This window comes from Pseudoalteromonas sp. MMG007 (assembly GCF_018100985.1).
Classification (GTDB): Bacteria; Pseudomonadota; Gammaproteobacteria; order Enterobacterales; family Alteromonadaceae; genus Pseudoalteromonas.
The window spans coordinates 111,229-123,843 of the sequence record NZ_JAGJEI010000010.1 but is presented as its reverse complement, the minus strand read 5'-3'; the positions used below and the strand labels follow the sequence as shown (position 1 = coordinate 123,843).

Below are 12,615 nucleotides of genomic sequence, written 5' to 3'. Positions count from 1 at the left end.
AAGAAGGGCGGCTATGGCCGCCTTTTTTATTTAATTTATTAAAGAGATTTCAATGGCATTTAAACATATTTCTATTGCGCAAACGCATGATCTGCTAGATAAAGAAGACGTAGTAATTGCAGATATACGCGATCAAAATTCGTATCAAGCAGGTCATATTCCAGGCTCTGAAGCGCTATCAAACGCAAATATAGCTCAATTTATGATGGAAAAAGAGTTCGACCAACCTATTATTATAGTCTGCTACCACGGCATGAGCTCACAAGGTGCTGCAAGTTACTTAGTTGAGCAAGGTTTTGAAGATGTATACAGTATGGACGGCGGTTTTACTGCATGGGAAGCTGCATATAGTGAGAAAGTAGAGAGATGATTGAGCTTGGCAGTTTAAATAACCCGCGCGCCGCACAAGGCTTTATAGATTATTTAAAAAGCCAAGGTTTACAAGGGCAATTAAGTTCCTCTGATGGTAGCACTGTAATAATTAGCGTTAATCCTGAGCATTTTCATCAAGTACAACCTTTATGGGATGAGTTTGTACAAAACCCTAATCATGTGCGCTATCAGCAAGCCTCTTGGGATGTGGGAAGTACGCAATCAGGGCTTACTTATCAAGGTCAGTCGCTAAATTTAATGGCTCGGTTTAAAGCGCTTAGCTGGTTGAACCAAGCAGTAAGTATCATAAGTGTAATTATTTATTTTGCATTTTTATTGGGTGGCTTTGAGCAAATATATACAGTACTTCAGTTTAATCCAGCTCAGCCATTAAGTTGGCTTACGCCTGCACTCGTGCATTTTAGTGCTATGCATTTAGTGTTTAATTTAATTTGGTGGATGTCGCTTGGTGATAATATTGAAAAACAGTGTGGGAAAATTAGCTTAGTAGGACTTTTTGTTGTAACTGCGCTTATTAGCAACTGGGCTCAGTACCTAATTGTAGGCCCCAATTTTGGTGGCTTAAGTGGTGTGGTATATGGGTTATTAGGCTTTTGCTGGATCCATAGCTATTTAAATCCAAAGCAGCCAGCGCTTGTTAGTACGCCAATTATTGGCTTTATGTTAATTTGGTTAGTACTTGGTTTTGCTGATGTGTTATTTGTTGGTATGGCAAACTGGGCGCACTTAGGTGGGCTTTTAAGCGGCATGGCCTATGCGTTTACCGCTAATATGTTTAATGCAAATAAATAGCTCTCTAATGATACAGGTATTTAGTAAACAAGACTTCACGGATGATCTCTTGACCTGTTTCTTCTTTGAGTAACATTTTTAATTTTTCAGCACATTTTGCTCTGATCTCTTCACGGCCAGTTAACGATTTTATTTTTTCTTCAGGCTCTTTTGATAGTATTTCAACTAAGGCATCACGCAGTAATGGTGTATGGTGCTCAACAATAGCAATGTCTGAAGTATCGGTTAGCATTAAATCAATAGTAACCCGTACATAGCCCATTTTTTTACTAGAGGCGCCAATATAGTTAGTGATTATATCTGGCTCAAAACCAAAGTATCCTACGCTCGACTCCGCACGGGCAGTCAGACTCATTATGCTAGCTAAAACTGTAAAAATACATGCGTGTACTATTTTTTTCATAATTCAGTGCGTTTCCGTAAACCAGTTATAAATAGTTTATACTTAATAGTAGGTAATAAACAGCGCCAAGCAATTATTTATCGGCAATAAAACATCACTTTTTCAAATGCTTTGGCAATGTTATCATCGCGTTGGTTTTTATTTTATCGAGCTATTGTGATTACTTATCCCTTGTCTATTTCTGCTAATTGGCAGCCCACTTCATCTGTAAGTGATTTATCTTCTGCTGAACAAGAATGGCTATTTGAGCCAAATTCTTTAACCGCTAAATTAAAAAGTAAATCACAAATATTTAGTGTGAAAGTGTTAAGTGAGCAACTATTTACTTTAAGTCCTGAGCAACAACATTTGCTAAGTTGTGCTACTCAAACAGCAATTAATCGAGAAGTTATTTTACTGTGCGATAACGTACCTATGGTATATGCTCAAAGCTGGTTACCTAAAAGTGATGCAAGCAATCCGTTGCATAATATTGGGGAGCGTCCGTTAGGGGATGTGATTTTTCAAGACCCTGCATTAAAGCGCACAGAAATAGAAATAGCCTCTTTCAACTTCTCTCATTCAATACAACAATTAGTGACGTTGCTAAACTTACCAAACAGAGATCTTTTAGGGCGTCGTAGTGTTTTTTCCCTACACGAATATAAATTTTTAGTGTGCGAAGTATTTTTACCAGGAGCGTATTTGTACTCATGAAATTAGCCACGTTGCATATCAAGCATATTCCTTTTTATATTCAACTAATGCGTATTGATAAGCCAATAGGTACTTTATTACTTTTGTGGCCTACATACTGGGCTTTATGGCTTGCCAATAGCGGTATGCCTAGTTTGCTTAATTTTATTGTATTTACACTTGGAGTGGTTGTTATGCGCAGCGCCGGTTGCGTTATTAACGATTTTGCAGATAGAAAAATAGATGGAGCCGTTAAGCGCACTGCTGGGCGGCCACTCGCTACTGGGCAAGTAAGCGCTGGTGAAGCATTAAGCTTATTTGCACTGCTTATTATCATTGCTTTTGTACTCGTGCTGTTACTAGGTATAAACACTATATTATTGTCGTTTGGGGCGCTTGCTTTAGCATTTTGTTACCCTTTTATGAAGCGTTATACTCAATTACCCCAAGTGGTTTTAGGTGCTGCGTTTGGCTGGGCAATTCCAATGGCCTATATGGCATCAATTAATTTTGTACCGCCGCAAGCATGGCTATTATTCATTGCTAATATCTGCTGGACCGTAGCCTACGATACTATGTATGCAATGGTCGATAGAGATGACGATTTAAAAATAGGGGTAAAGTCTACAGCTATCTTATTTGGTCAATTGGATCGCCATATTATTTTTATATTAAATGCTGTATTTGTCGCAATTGTTGCTTTTGTTGGATTAAGTAACAATTTAGGCGTGGCATTTGGGGTTGGATTGAGTGTTGCTGCAGGCTTACTTATTTATCAGCAAACACTTATTCATAAGCGCGATAGAAGTGATTGCTTTAAAGCATTTTTAAATAATCATTATGTGGGCTTAGCTATTTTTATAGGGTTACTCGTTTCTTATCCAGTGGCAGTTTAAAGCTTCTAGGCAGGCTTTAAACTACTTATTATTACTACCTTGGTGGGTCTATAATACCGCTTATAGAAGCGTTTTTCTAAACCATCCGGCTATAGAGTAACGCTCATCAACGGCGGGTAATACTTCATGAGCAAAGCGCTCGCTTTCAAACATAACTAATGTGCCTGCGGTTGGTTTAATCGTTATTTCTACTTCCTTACTTTTAGGTTTATAAATAACAAGTTCACCACCTTGCTCAGGTGTATTTAAATAAAGCACCGTTGTAAATACGCGATTAGAGCGCCCTTTAAATGCATCTATATGTTCTCTATAAAAATCCCCATAAGTGTACTTTGCATAGTGGCATTCGTAATCAAATAACCCCATAAAAAAAGTACGGTTTAGTGTTGTTTTTATACTTTGCATAATGGCTTGATAGGTAAGCTGTGCTTGAGAGCTGCCATCAAACCAGTAGGTTTTATCTTTACGAATAGTTTTATCTATTTGTAAATCGTTTAAACGGCCAATACCAGCAAGACTAAAGTGAGGGTTTATTCGGTGACAATCGGCTACTAACTCGTTAATTAATTCAGCAACAAGCGCATTATGAATTATGACGTAACCTTGGTGTTCTATATCATCTAAATAGACATCGGAACTAAAAAGTGTGTTCATTCATGTCAGTTGTTTAAAAAAAGTGCGACAGTGTAGCCTAAAAATAGCTAAAGACTATTGTTTATTATGCCGCACTTTTTTTATTAGCTAAATGTAGTACCCGCTTTTTTTATAAGTGACAGTAGATGCTCTACATGCTCACTAATCGCTGTTTGTTGACTTGTTTGTACCACAAGTTGCTGATGGCTTAAGTCTTTATTCGTTTTTAATTGCACCAAGTTTGAGTGCTCAGCAATCGTATTTGCATGCTCAATGCTCGCAATTGCAAAGTGATTAGATTTTACAACACCGGCAATTACCTGCTCAATACTACCTACTTTTATACTTGACGATTTATTTAAAGAGTCAATAGATTCATTTAGCATAGTTTGGACTTGTTTCGATTGAGAAAAGCAGCCATACATAGGGTAACTATCAAGATCCTGCTTACTAATATCGTTTTTGTGTGCAAGAGGGTGATTTGCTGAAACAAATAAAACGAGTTGATCTGGAAGGTGGATATCGCTACCAATGCTATTTATGGCTTGCGAATAAACGCTTATATCTATTTCACCTTGTTGCAGTTTACGAGTTAGCTCTTGTTGATCTTGCAGCTGCATCTCAATTTTAATATGAGGGTACTGCGCCAAAAATTGCCCACATGAAATAGGTACTACACTGCTTGCTTTGTTGGTATAGCCAATTACTAGCTTTTCGTTGACATTCCCATTCACTGATTCAAAAATACGTTTTTTAGTTAGTTCAAGTTCGCTAAGCGTGTTTTTGGCGTAATCTAGGAAAAGTTCACCTTCAGGCGTTAATTTAACGGAACGGGTTGAACGTTTTACTAGTTCGTGTCCCATTTCATCTTCAAGAGTTTGAATGCTGCGCGTAAGCGCGGAAGTACTGATTTGGGTTTGTTCAGCAGCTTGTCTAAAATGACGTAACACACCAAGCGCTACAAATTGCTCTAATTGTTCAAATCTCACTTTATAGTCCCTTTTTATAAGTAAGTCGTAGTTACTACGAGCATCAAATTGTTACTAATTTCCATACTAAAAATAAGTAAAAATCTAATACTGAAATACATTTGCAGATTTATGCATCTTAAAAGCAGGATACCCCCCTTTAAGTATTAATTAAAGAGAAAAGCGACCAAATAGTATTGCCTTATTTAACAAAGGCTAGTTGTTCATTATTATTTATTTATTTTTATACAACGAATAATATTTAAAAGTTATTTTTAGTCAGTAAGTTAGTAGTAAAAAACAAGCTGACTATTCTAAATAATGAAAAAGTATATTTCTAAAAGGAAAGTACCACCAGGCATCGTTATCATTAAAAGTTGTTCGCTCTACCTAAGTTTTACTTTACGAAGTTACGATTTACTCTATTACTTAATGGCTTGTTTTCAATGCTTTGCAGCTCTATTTCAATAGCATCACAAGATATGTGTATTTCAAAAAGTGAAGTTAATAGCGACAAGCTTAAGCAAGCTAAACTTACGCCAAACAAAATAATACCCGTAGTGTTAAATTCAATAAATAATGCGAACATTGATAGCGTGCACAGTAAAAATGAGGCAACACCATACACTTGCATTGTACGTATTAGCTTTATTCGCTTTCTCAGGTTAGTAATTTGAGCAACAACTACAGGACGTATTGATTCACCTTCTCGCGAATTTAACTCTCTAATTAATTGCGCTAAAACTAAAAATCGGTTTGTATAAGCAAGTAACAAAAGTGAAATTGCCGGAAAAAGTAAGCCAGGGGTTGTTAGAGTCATTGTTTTTATCCTAAAAAAGTTACTTACTATACAACTTAGTAGAGTATCGTAGGATATTGTAAACGCAAAACAAATGAGGTGATAATTGCAAAATATTAATACAGATAATTCTCAAAATGCATTTCATTGGGTAACACTCTATAAAGCCGACAATAATCTTGAAGCAAATATTGTAAAAGGGCTTATTTTGAGTGCTGGCATAGAGTGTCAAATTCAAGGTGAAATGTTACAAGGTGCGTTAGGTGAAATCCCGTTTGAGCAAACCCAAGTTAGTGTGCAGGTTTATGCGATAAAAGAGCGCCACGCGCGCGAAATATTGGTAAACTATCAGCAAGTAAAACAATCCGCTCCAGATTGGGTATGCCCTAACTGCAATGAGCATAATGGATCAACATTTGATTTCTGTTGGTCATGTGAGACTGTAAAGAATGACTAAAGCGAATAATTTTCAACGTATTAGAGAGCTAAACTACTTACAAAAGGCTGTGTTAGCAAGTGCTTTAATTGAGCGTATGTTACCAAACTATGGCTTATTTAGTGAGGCTACAGGTTTTGGTGATGAAGCATTATTGCGTAGTGCACTTAATGTTTGTTGGGAAAAAATATTATTACCTAAAAGTAAAATTGATCTTGAAAAACAAGTTGAAAAAATTGAGCCGAATGTTCCTGAACTTGCTGACTTTGATATGTTTGGTACTTACCCTGCAATAGATGCGGCGACCTCTTTATTAAGCCTTATGCATGGCCTTATGGGACAAGACGAGCAAGAATTTATCAGCGTAAGTAAAATATCACAGGCTACAGTGGCGCGTTTTATTGAGTACCAAATGACTGTTGAAGGCGAAATAGCTGACAATAAAGCAGTGCGCGAACACCCATTAATGCAATACGAAATTGACGTGCTCGGGGAGCTAATCGACTTTGTTGAAAATATGGGACGTATTACCTCAGAAAACGTTAAAGCACTTAAAAAGCAAGCTATTGCAGATGGACAAACTAATATTGGTTTGGCGTTATAAACACATTAAGTAGTGATAAAAGGCAGGAGAAGTACAGTGCGAATTTTAGGCATTGAGTCATCGTGTGATGAAACCGGTATTGCGATTTACGATGATGAAAAAGGCTTATTGGCTCACCAATTATACAGCCAAGTTAAAGTACATGCAGATTATGGTGGTGTAGTACCAGAGCTTGCATCGCGCGATCACGTTCGTAAAACATTACCCCTTATTGACGCAGCTTTTGCGCAAGCTGGTTGCGGCCCTGAAGATTTAGACGGTATTGCCTATACTGCAGGCCCTGGTTTGGTTGGTGCTTTACTCGTTGGTACTTCTATTGGTCGCTCTTTAGCTTATGGTTGGGACATTCCAGCTGTTGCTGTGCATCACATGGAAGGGCATTTACTTGCGCCTATGCTTGAAGAAAGCGTACCTGAATTTCCCTTTATTGCTTTACTTGTGTCTGGTGGCCACACCATGATGGTGAAAGTTGCAGGCATTGGGCAATACGAAGTACTTGGTGAGTCGGTAGATGATGCAGCAGGGGAAGCGTTTGATAAAACGGCGAAATTATTAGGGCTTGATTACCCAGGAGGCCCACGCTTAGCTAAAATGGCAGAACAAGGGGTTGCAAAGCGTTTTGTTTTTCCGCGTCCAATGACAGATAAACCCGGCCTTGACTTTAGTTTTAGCGGACTCAAAACAGCTGCTTCTATTGCTATTCGTGAAAATGACGACGACGCGCAAACAAAAGCAGATATAGCTCATGCATTTCAAACTGCAGTAATAGATACTTTAGTAATAAAATGTAAGCGGGCGCTAAAACAAACGGGTATTAAACGTTTAGTTATTGCCGGTGGGGTTAGTGCAAATACACAGTTGCGTTTACAGCTAGAGCGCGTAATGCACGGTATGAAAGGGCAAGTATATTATCCTCGCACAGAGTTTTGCACAGATAACGGTGCGATGATTGCTTATGCTGGTATGCAGCGTTTAAAGGCCGGCCAATTTGCTAGCCTAGATATGAAAACAAAACCACGTTGGCCAATAGATAGCTTACAAGCTATTTAAAGCTAGTGTTTTTTGTTATCAGTGGGGGCTTTTTTAGCGCCCACTTTTGGTTCATCTCCGCTAAATAAACGAATTATATTAGTGCGGTGGCGAAAAATGATTAACAGCGTAATAAACGCCACAGGCAAGGTGTAAAGCGGTTTTATTAACCAAGTATATAGTGGCGCTAAAGAGACTGCTACAAGCGCAGCAAGAGAAGAGTAACGTGTTATTGCAACAATAACCAACCAAGTACAAATTAATAAACCAGCCAGAGATAATCCAATCGGTAGCAATGAACCAAATGCCGTCGCGACTGCTTTTCCGCCTTTAAAACTAAAAAATACAGGGTACATATGCCCTAAACATGCAGCTACAGCCACTAAGCCAAGCTCTAAAGGTTCAAGCTTTAAAAAGTAAGCGCCCCAAACAGGGATAGTGCCTTTTAAAATATCAAAAACCAATACCAAGCATGCAGGAAAAGCACCACCTAAACGATATACGTTGGTAGCACCGGGGTTATTAGAACCGCTATTACGTGGATCGGGTAGTTTGAATAACCGTGATACTAAAATAGCCGAGGAAATCGACCCTAGTAAGTAGGCTAAAACAAACAATAAAATGGTTAACACAAGGCCCCTTATTTTTGAATTACTATACCCATTGGTAGCACTTTTAAGCTATTATTGACGGCAAAATTTATCGTAAAAATTATAACTGTTATATTTTTTCAGTTAACTTAGCCATTTTGCTATTGTAGAAGTTATTTTTACATATTTAAACACTGGTTAAACCATATACAGTATTAATTTCATTGATGCTTTATATGTTTGCTGAGTTGTTTAGTGTTATTTGGAGTATCAATGGATAAGGTATTTATATCTCAGCTACACGTCGACACAATTATTGGAGTGTACGACTTTGAAAAAGAAAGTAAACAAAGCCTTTATTTTGATATTGAAATGCTCAGCAATATAAAACCTGCAGCTGCAAGTGATGACATTAATTTAGCGCTCGATTATGCAAAAGTAAGTGAGCGTGTAATAGAGCACACAACAGCTAAGCCCGTTGAATTGCTCGAAACGTTAGTTGAGCAATTAGCTAAAATTATACTGACTGAGTTTAATACGCCGCAGGTAACAATTAAAGTGAGCAAGCCCGCAGCTGTTGCCCAAGCCAATACGGTGGGTGTTGAAATTACTCGCACTAAGGCCATGAGCTAAATGGCGCAAATTTATATCAGCTTAGGCTCAAATATAAATAAAGCACATTATATTCGCTGTGCGCTTGTGGCGCTTGAACAGCACTTTTCTGATTTAGTGCATTCTTCTGTTTATGAAAGTGAGGCAGTCGGCTTTGCAGGCAATAACTTTTATAACTCGGTAGTTGCTGCGTCTACGTCAATGCCACTTGAAAATGTATGTAAGTTATTAAAGCAAATAGAGCGAGATAATGGGCGTAACGCAGATGATAAAAAGTTTAGCCCTCGTACTCTCGATTTAGACTTATTATTTTACGATGATGTTATTTGCGACTCTCCAGCACAATTACCACGTGACGAAATTACAAAAAATGCATTTGTTCTTCAGCCATTGTCTGAAGTGGCGCCAAACTTTTATCACCCTGTAGCTAAGCAAACCATAGCCAAGCTTTGGAGTGAGTATAACAACCCTAAACAAAAGCTATGGAAGGTGGAGTTTTCTAACCCATGAGTATTATAGAAATAATTGTTTTAGCCCTGATACAAGGGTTTACTGAGTTTTTACCTATCTCAAGCTCAGCACATTTAATTTTACCTTCGCAAATATTAGGCTGGGAAGATCAAGGTTTAGCTTTTGATGTGGCAGTACATGTAGGTACATTAATCGCCGTAGTCATTTATTTTAGAAAAGAAGTTGCCGATATACTGGGTGCTTGGTTTAAATCGTTTGGTGAACAAGGTACTACAGATGATAGTAAATTAGGTTGGTGGATTATTCTTGGTACTATTCCTGCTGCTATATTGGGCTTGCTTTTAAAAGACTTTGTTGAGCTTTATCTTCGCAGTGCTTGGGTAATAGCAACCACCACAATCGTATTTGGTTTATTGCTTTGGTACGCAGATGCTAAGGGCAAGCAAATTAAAACGATTTATCAGCTTAACTGGAAAACGGCACTTATTATCGGCTTTGCACAAGCTGTTGCCATGATCCCAGGAACTTCTCGCTCAGGTATCACCATGACTGCTGGTTTAATGCTAGGCATGAATAAGCAAAGCGCTGCGCGCTTTTCATTTTTATTAGCAATACCTATTATTTCTATGATGGGCCTTTATTACACTGCTGAGCTTGCACTAGGTGACCACGTAGTTGATTGGAGCACATTATTACTAGGTGTAGTGCTTTCGTTTTTATCAGCTTATGCATGTATATTTATGTTTTTAAAAATAATCGAGCGAATGGGAATGTTGCCATTTGTGATTTACAGGTTGTTACTTGGTGTAGGGTTAATTGTATTTTTAACGTTATAAAAACATTAATTGAACTGGTATAAACCAACCAAATTAGTAAACCAAAAAAGCACCTAAGGTGCTTTTTTAATTGGCGGATTTTAGTTTATAAATTTAGTAAATAAGATTTGATAAACTCGCCTTGGTTAGGGGCTTTTGGGGCTGTTTTAAATATTATTGTATTACCATTTTTTCGCAGCTTTAATTCATCTGTGAATTTGCATTCTATGTTATTAAATTGTGCTATATCGTTTTTAAAGTTTTTAAAGTTTTTACTGTTCTCACACATATAGGCCATTTCTTTAGCAACTTGTGCGCAATAGGACCCAACTGCATATTCCTTAAGATTAGCATCACTAATGCTTTCCCAATTAAGGTTTGTTTTTATCTTTAGCCCGCATTGTTTATTTACCAGATCATTAGCAGCAGAGATATTTTTCTGCTGGTATTTTAGATGTTTTTCACGATTAAAATTAGCTAATTCCACTTGAATGCCTTTAGTTAACTGTTGTTCGTATTGGGCTTTTAAATCTTCAACTATTGCAGGATTTGATTCTTCTTTTTTTGATAAATATGTACCATCGCGTGTATCTGGAATATAAAGAGTATAGGAGCAACAGCGATACCCATCATCAACACTAACTAGACTTCGCTCTGTACCATCAAATGTGTATTTATAGGCACTATTACTGCCATGAGGTTTTAAGTCGGTTAGGAAAACAATGCCATCAATATCGTGATTTATACCAGTAACCTTCACTAAAGCTTGTTTTTTATCTGTTGTAGGAGCGATGATTACATTAGTGCCTTGCCCGGAACTCAGTTCAATAGGGTATTTAGCAAGCTCTAAAGAAAAGCTTTTATGTGAAATAAAAATACAGGCTAAAAGTAATAGTTTATTCATTATAAGTCCTTTTAAAAATTAAATGGTTTGGTGATTTATAACATTGATAATAATTGAATAAAAGTAATACACAGTCAATATATGTATTCGCTGTAAAGATTTACAAATAAATATAGATTTTCCGTATTTAGGCATTAGTGAATTGTGTATACGTGCATAGTAACTAAGCGCGAAGTTTGGCATTATAGCGCCATTAAATTTGCAGACGTGCAAAGCAGTGAAGGATTAAATAAAAGTTATGCATATACATATTTTAGGCATTTGCGGCACCTTTATGGGCGGTATAGCAGCTATAGCTAAATCACTTGGCCATAAGGTAACTGGGTCGGATCAAAATGTTTATCCGCCAATGAGCACGCAACTTGAAGAGTTAGGTATTGAGCTGACTCAAGGTTACAACGTAAACCAGTTAGAGCCCAAGCCAGATATGGTGGTAATTGGTAATGCAATGAGCCGTGGTAACCCGTGTGTAGAGTATGTGTTAGATAAAGGCCTACCTTATACATCAGGACCTGAGTGGCTTAAGCATAACTTACTGCAAGACTCTTGGGTGCTTGCGGTTGCTGGTACGCATGGCAAAACTACGACAGCGAGTATGCTGGCGTGGATACTTGAATATGCAGGTTTAAAACCAGGTTTTTTAATTGGTGGCATAGTTCAAAATTTTGGTGTGTCGGCCAAAGTGGGCGAAACTCCATTTTTTGTAATTGAAGCCGATGAATACGATACCGCCTTTTTTGATAAGCGTAGTAAGTTTGTTCATTATTTACCGCGTACGCTAATTTTAAATAATCTAGAATTTGATCACGCAGATATTTTTGAAAATTTAAATGCAATTAAAAAACAATTTCATCACTTAATGCGTACATTACCCCAAAGCGGCAAAGTTATTTGGCCACAGCAAGATGTAGCACTTAGCGATGTTATTAACCAAGGCTTATGGAGTGAAAGTGAAACACTTGATGGCGATTGGACGTACGAGTTATTAAAAGCTGACGGTAGTGAATTTAATGTATTGTTAAATAACGAAAGCCAGGGCACTGTTAATTGGCAGGCAATTGGCGAGCATAATGTAAAAAATGCGATTATGGCTATCGCTGCTGCGCGCCATGTAGGTATTGCTATAGAGCATGGTATTGCAGCGCTTGGGGAGTTTATTAGCCCTAAAAGGCGAATGGAGCTCAAAGCAGATATAAGTAACATTAAAGTTTACGATGATTTTGCGCATCACCCAACCGCCATTAAGACCACACTTGCTGGGCTTCGAGCAAAAGTAGGCGATGAAAAAATTATCGCTATTTTAGAGCCCCGTTCAAACACCATGAAAATGGGCGTGCATCAGCATACATTGCTAGATTCGCTACGCGATGCTGACGATGTGCTTTTATTTGAGCCAGATAACTTAAGTTGGTCACTGAAAGAGCAAGCAGATAAAGCGGGTATGCAATGCATTAACAGCACAAAAGCAATTGTTGATATAGCGCTTGAAAACATACAGCCTAATCAACACATTTTAATTATGAGTAACGGCGGTTTTAATGGTTTACATCAACAACTAGTTGACGGTTTATCCAATAAATTCAGCGGAGAATAGT

16 protein-coding genes and 1 pseudogene are annotated in these 12,615 nt (G+C 37.7%); 11 read left to right on the top strand and 6 right to left on the bottom strand.

Annotated features, from left to right (window positions below; all coding sequences use genetic code 11):
• Nucleotides 1-52: 52 nt before the first annotated feature.
• Together glpE and glpG are read left to right on the top strand one after the other, a co-directional pair.
• Nucleotides 53-370, top strand: coding sequence for a thiosulfate sulfurtransferase GlpE (gene glpE / locus J8L71_RS12905; protein ID WP_211000896.1), 318 nt, complete (start codon nt 53-55; stop codon nt 368-370).
• Nucleotides 367-1,185 carry a rhomboid family intramembrane serine protease GlpG gene (glpG, locus tag J8L71_RS12900; RefSeq protein WP_211000895.1) on the top strand — a complete coding sequence of 273 codons (819 nt, stop codon included), beginning with the start codon at nt 367-369 and terminating at the stop codon, nt 1,183-1,185. The genes glpE and glpG overlap by 4 nt, the downstream gene beginning before the upstream one ends.
• Before the next feature lie 4 nt (nt 1,186-1,189).
• On the opposite strand, the gene J8L71_RS12895 is transcribed toward glpG, so the two are convergent.
• Nucleotides 1,190-1,588: a flagellar basal body-associated protein FliL gene (locus tag J8L71_RS12895; RefSeq protein WP_211000894.1), complete on the bottom strand. Its 399-nt coding sequence runs from the start codon at nt 1,586-1,588 to the stop codon at nt 1,190-1,192.
• 156 nt (nt 1,589-1,744) lie between these two features.
• Here J8L71_RS12895 and J8L71_RS12890 point away from each other — a divergent pair, with 156 nt between their 5' ends.
• The gene (locus J8L71_RS12890) at nt 1,745-2,284 is read left to right on the top strand and encodes a chorismate lyase (protein ID WP_211000893.1); all 540 of its coding nucleotides are present in this window, start codon (nt 1,745-1,747) and stop codon (nt 2,282-2,284) included.
• Nucleotides 2,281-3,159: a 4-hydroxybenzoate octaprenyltransferase gene (gene ubiA, locus J8L71_RS12885; RefSeq protein ID WP_211000892.1), complete on the top strand. Its 879-nt coding sequence runs from the start codon at nt 2,281-2,283 to the stop codon at nt 3,157-3,159. Before J8L71_RS12890 ends, ubiA begins: the two co-directional genes overlap by 4 nt.
• A gap of 34 nt (nt 3,160-3,193) precedes the next feature.
• Here the strand turns inward: ubiA and J8L71_RS12880 are convergent.
• The 3 genes and pseudogenes from J8L71_RS12880 to J8L71_RS12870 form a co-directional block, all read right to left on the bottom strand.
• A pseudogene (locus tag J8L71_RS12880) lies at nt 3,194-3,813 on the bottom strand (2OG-Fe(II) oxygenase).
• An 83-nt stretch (nt 3,814-3,896) separates the two neighbouring features.
• Entirely contained in the window at nt 3,897-4,781 is an 885-nt protein-coding gene (locus tag J8L71_RS12875; RefSeq protein ID WP_211000891.1) for a LysR family transcriptional regulator, read from the bottom strand.
• 376 nt (nt 4,782-5,157) lie between these two features.
• Nucleotides 5,158-5,580, bottom strand: a complete 423-nt coding sequence (locus tag J8L71_RS12870; protein WP_211000890.1) for a DUF2721 domain-containing protein — start codon at nt 5,578-5,580, stop codon at nt 5,158-5,160.
• A gap of 85 nt (nt 5,581-5,665) precedes the next feature.
• On the opposite strand from J8L71_RS12870, the gene J8L71_RS12865 reads away from it, so the two are divergent.
• Genes J8L71_RS12865 through tsaD form a run of 3 tightly spaced genes read left to right on the top strand, consistent with a single transcriptional unit; the run spans nt 5,666 to nt 7,649 of the window.
• Nucleotides 5,666-6,016, top strand: coding sequence for a DUF2007 domain-containing protein (locus J8L71_RS12865; RefSeq protein ID WP_211000889.1), 351 nt, complete (start codon nt 5,666-5,668; stop codon nt 6,014-6,016).
• On the top strand, nt 6,009-6,599 hold the full coding sequence (locus J8L71_RS12860; RefSeq protein ID WP_211000888.1) for a YjaG family protein: 591 nt from the start codon (nt 6,009-6,011) through the stop codon (nt 6,597-6,599). The genes J8L71_RS12865 and J8L71_RS12860 overlap by 8 nt, the downstream gene beginning before the upstream one ends.
• Before the next feature lie 36 nt (nt 6,600-6,635).
• Nucleotides 6,636-7,649 (top strand): tRNA (adenosine(37)-N6)-threonylcarbamoyltransferase complex transferase subunit TsaD, encoded by a 1,014-nt coding sequence (gene tsaD / locus J8L71_RS12855; RefSeq protein ID WP_211000887.1) that lies wholly within the window; start codon nt 6,636-6,638, stop codon nt 7,647-7,649.
• Between the two features lie 2 nt (nt 7,650-7,651).
• Here the strand turns inward: tsaD and plsY are convergent, their stop codons facing one another.
• Complete coding sequence (gene plsY / locus J8L71_RS12850) at nt 7,652-8,260, bottom strand: glycerol-3-phosphate 1-O-acyltransferase PlsY (protein WP_211000886.1); 609 nt, start codon at nt 8,258-8,260, stop codon at nt 7,652-7,654.
• Between the two features lie 231 nt (nt 8,261-8,491).
• On the opposite strand from plsY, the gene folB reads away from it, so the two are divergent.
• The 3 genes from folB to J8L71_RS12835 are packed head-to-tail and all read left to right on the top strand — an operon-like array spanning nt 8,492 to nt 10,137.
• Complete coding sequence (gene folB / locus J8L71_RS12845; protein WP_211000885.1) at nt 8,492-8,851, top strand: dihydroneopterin aldolase; 360 nt, start codon at nt 8,492-8,494, stop codon at nt 8,849-8,851.
• Nucleotides 8,852-9,340 carry a 2-amino-4-hydroxy-6-hydroxymethyldihydropteridine diphosphokinase gene (folK, locus tag J8L71_RS12840; RefSeq protein ID WP_211000884.1) on the top strand — a complete coding sequence of 163 codons (489 nt, stop codon included), beginning with the start codon at nt 8,852-8,854 and terminating at the stop codon, nt 9,338-9,340.
• The gene (locus J8L71_RS12835; protein ID WP_211000883.1) at nt 9,337-10,137 is read left to right on the top strand and encodes an undecaprenyl-diphosphate phosphatase; all 801 of its coding nucleotides are present in this window, start codon (nt 9,337-9,339) and stop codon (nt 10,135-10,137) included. The genes folK and J8L71_RS12835 overlap by 4 nt, the downstream gene beginning before the upstream one ends.
• 85 nt (nt 10,138-10,222) lie before the next feature.
• On the opposite strand, the gene J8L71_RS12830 is transcribed toward J8L71_RS12835, so the two are convergent.
• Entirely contained in the window at nt 10,223-11,020 is a 798-nt protein-coding gene (locus J8L71_RS12830) for a hypothetical protein (protein WP_211000882.1), read from the bottom strand.
• A 238-nt stretch (nt 11,021-11,258) separates the two neighbouring features.
• Here J8L71_RS12830 and mpl point away from each other — a divergent pair, with 238 nt between their 5' ends.
• On the top strand, nt 11,259-12,614 hold the full coding sequence (mpl, locus tag J8L71_RS12825; protein WP_211000881.1) for a UDP-N-acetylmuramate:L-alanyl-gamma-D-glutamyl-meso-diaminopimelate ligase: 1,356 nt from the start codon (nt 11,259-11,261) through the stop codon (nt 12,612-12,614).
• The last annotated feature ends 1 nt before the right edge of the window (nt 12,615 follow it).

What these genes read in the sequence shown, in the direction of transcription:
- glpE (WP_211000896.1), top strand. Translation starts at nt 53, where the DNA reads ATGGCATTTAAACATATTTCTATTGCGCAAACGCATGATCTGCTAGAT.
- J8L71_RS12870 (WP_211000890.1), bottom strand. Translation starts at nt 5,580, where the DNA reads ATGACTCTAACAACCCCTGGCTTACTTTTTCCGGCAATTTCACTTTTG.
- glpG (WP_211000895.1), top strand. Translation starts at nt 367, where the DNA reads ATGATTGAGCTTGGCAGTTTAAATAACCCGCGCGCCGCACAAGGCTTT.
- J8L71_RS12860 (WP_211000888.1), top strand. Translation starts at nt 6,009, where the DNA reads ATGACTAAAGCGAATAATTTTCAACGTATTAGAGAGCTAAACTACTTA.
- J8L71_RS12830 (WP_211000882.1), bottom strand. Translation starts at nt 11,020, where the DNA reads ATGAATAAACTATTACTTTTAGCCTGTATTTTTATTTCACATAAAAGC.
- folB (WP_211000885.1), top strand. Translation starts at nt 8,492, where the DNA reads ATGGATAAGGTATTTATATCTCAGCTACACGTCGACACAATTATTGGA.
- ubiA (WP_211000892.1), top strand. Translation starts at nt 2,281, where the DNA reads ATGAAATTAGCCACGTTGCATATCAAGCATATTCCTTTTTATATTCAA.
- folK (WP_211000884.1), top strand. Translation starts at nt 8,852, where the DNA reads ATGGCGCAAATTTATATCAGCTTAGGCTCAAATATAAATAAAGCACAT.
- J8L71_RS12835 (WP_211000883.1), top strand. Translation starts at nt 9,337, where the DNA reads ATGAGTATTATAGAAATAATTGTTTTAGCCCTGATACAAGGGTTTACT.
- J8L71_RS12895 (WP_211000894.1), bottom strand. Translation starts at nt 1,588, where the DNA reads ATGAAAAAAATAGTACACGCATGTATTTTTACAGTTTTAGCTAGCATA.
- mpl (WP_211000881.1), top strand. Translation starts at nt 11,259, where the DNA reads ATGCATATACATATTTTAGGCATTTGCGGCACCTTTATGGGCGGTATA.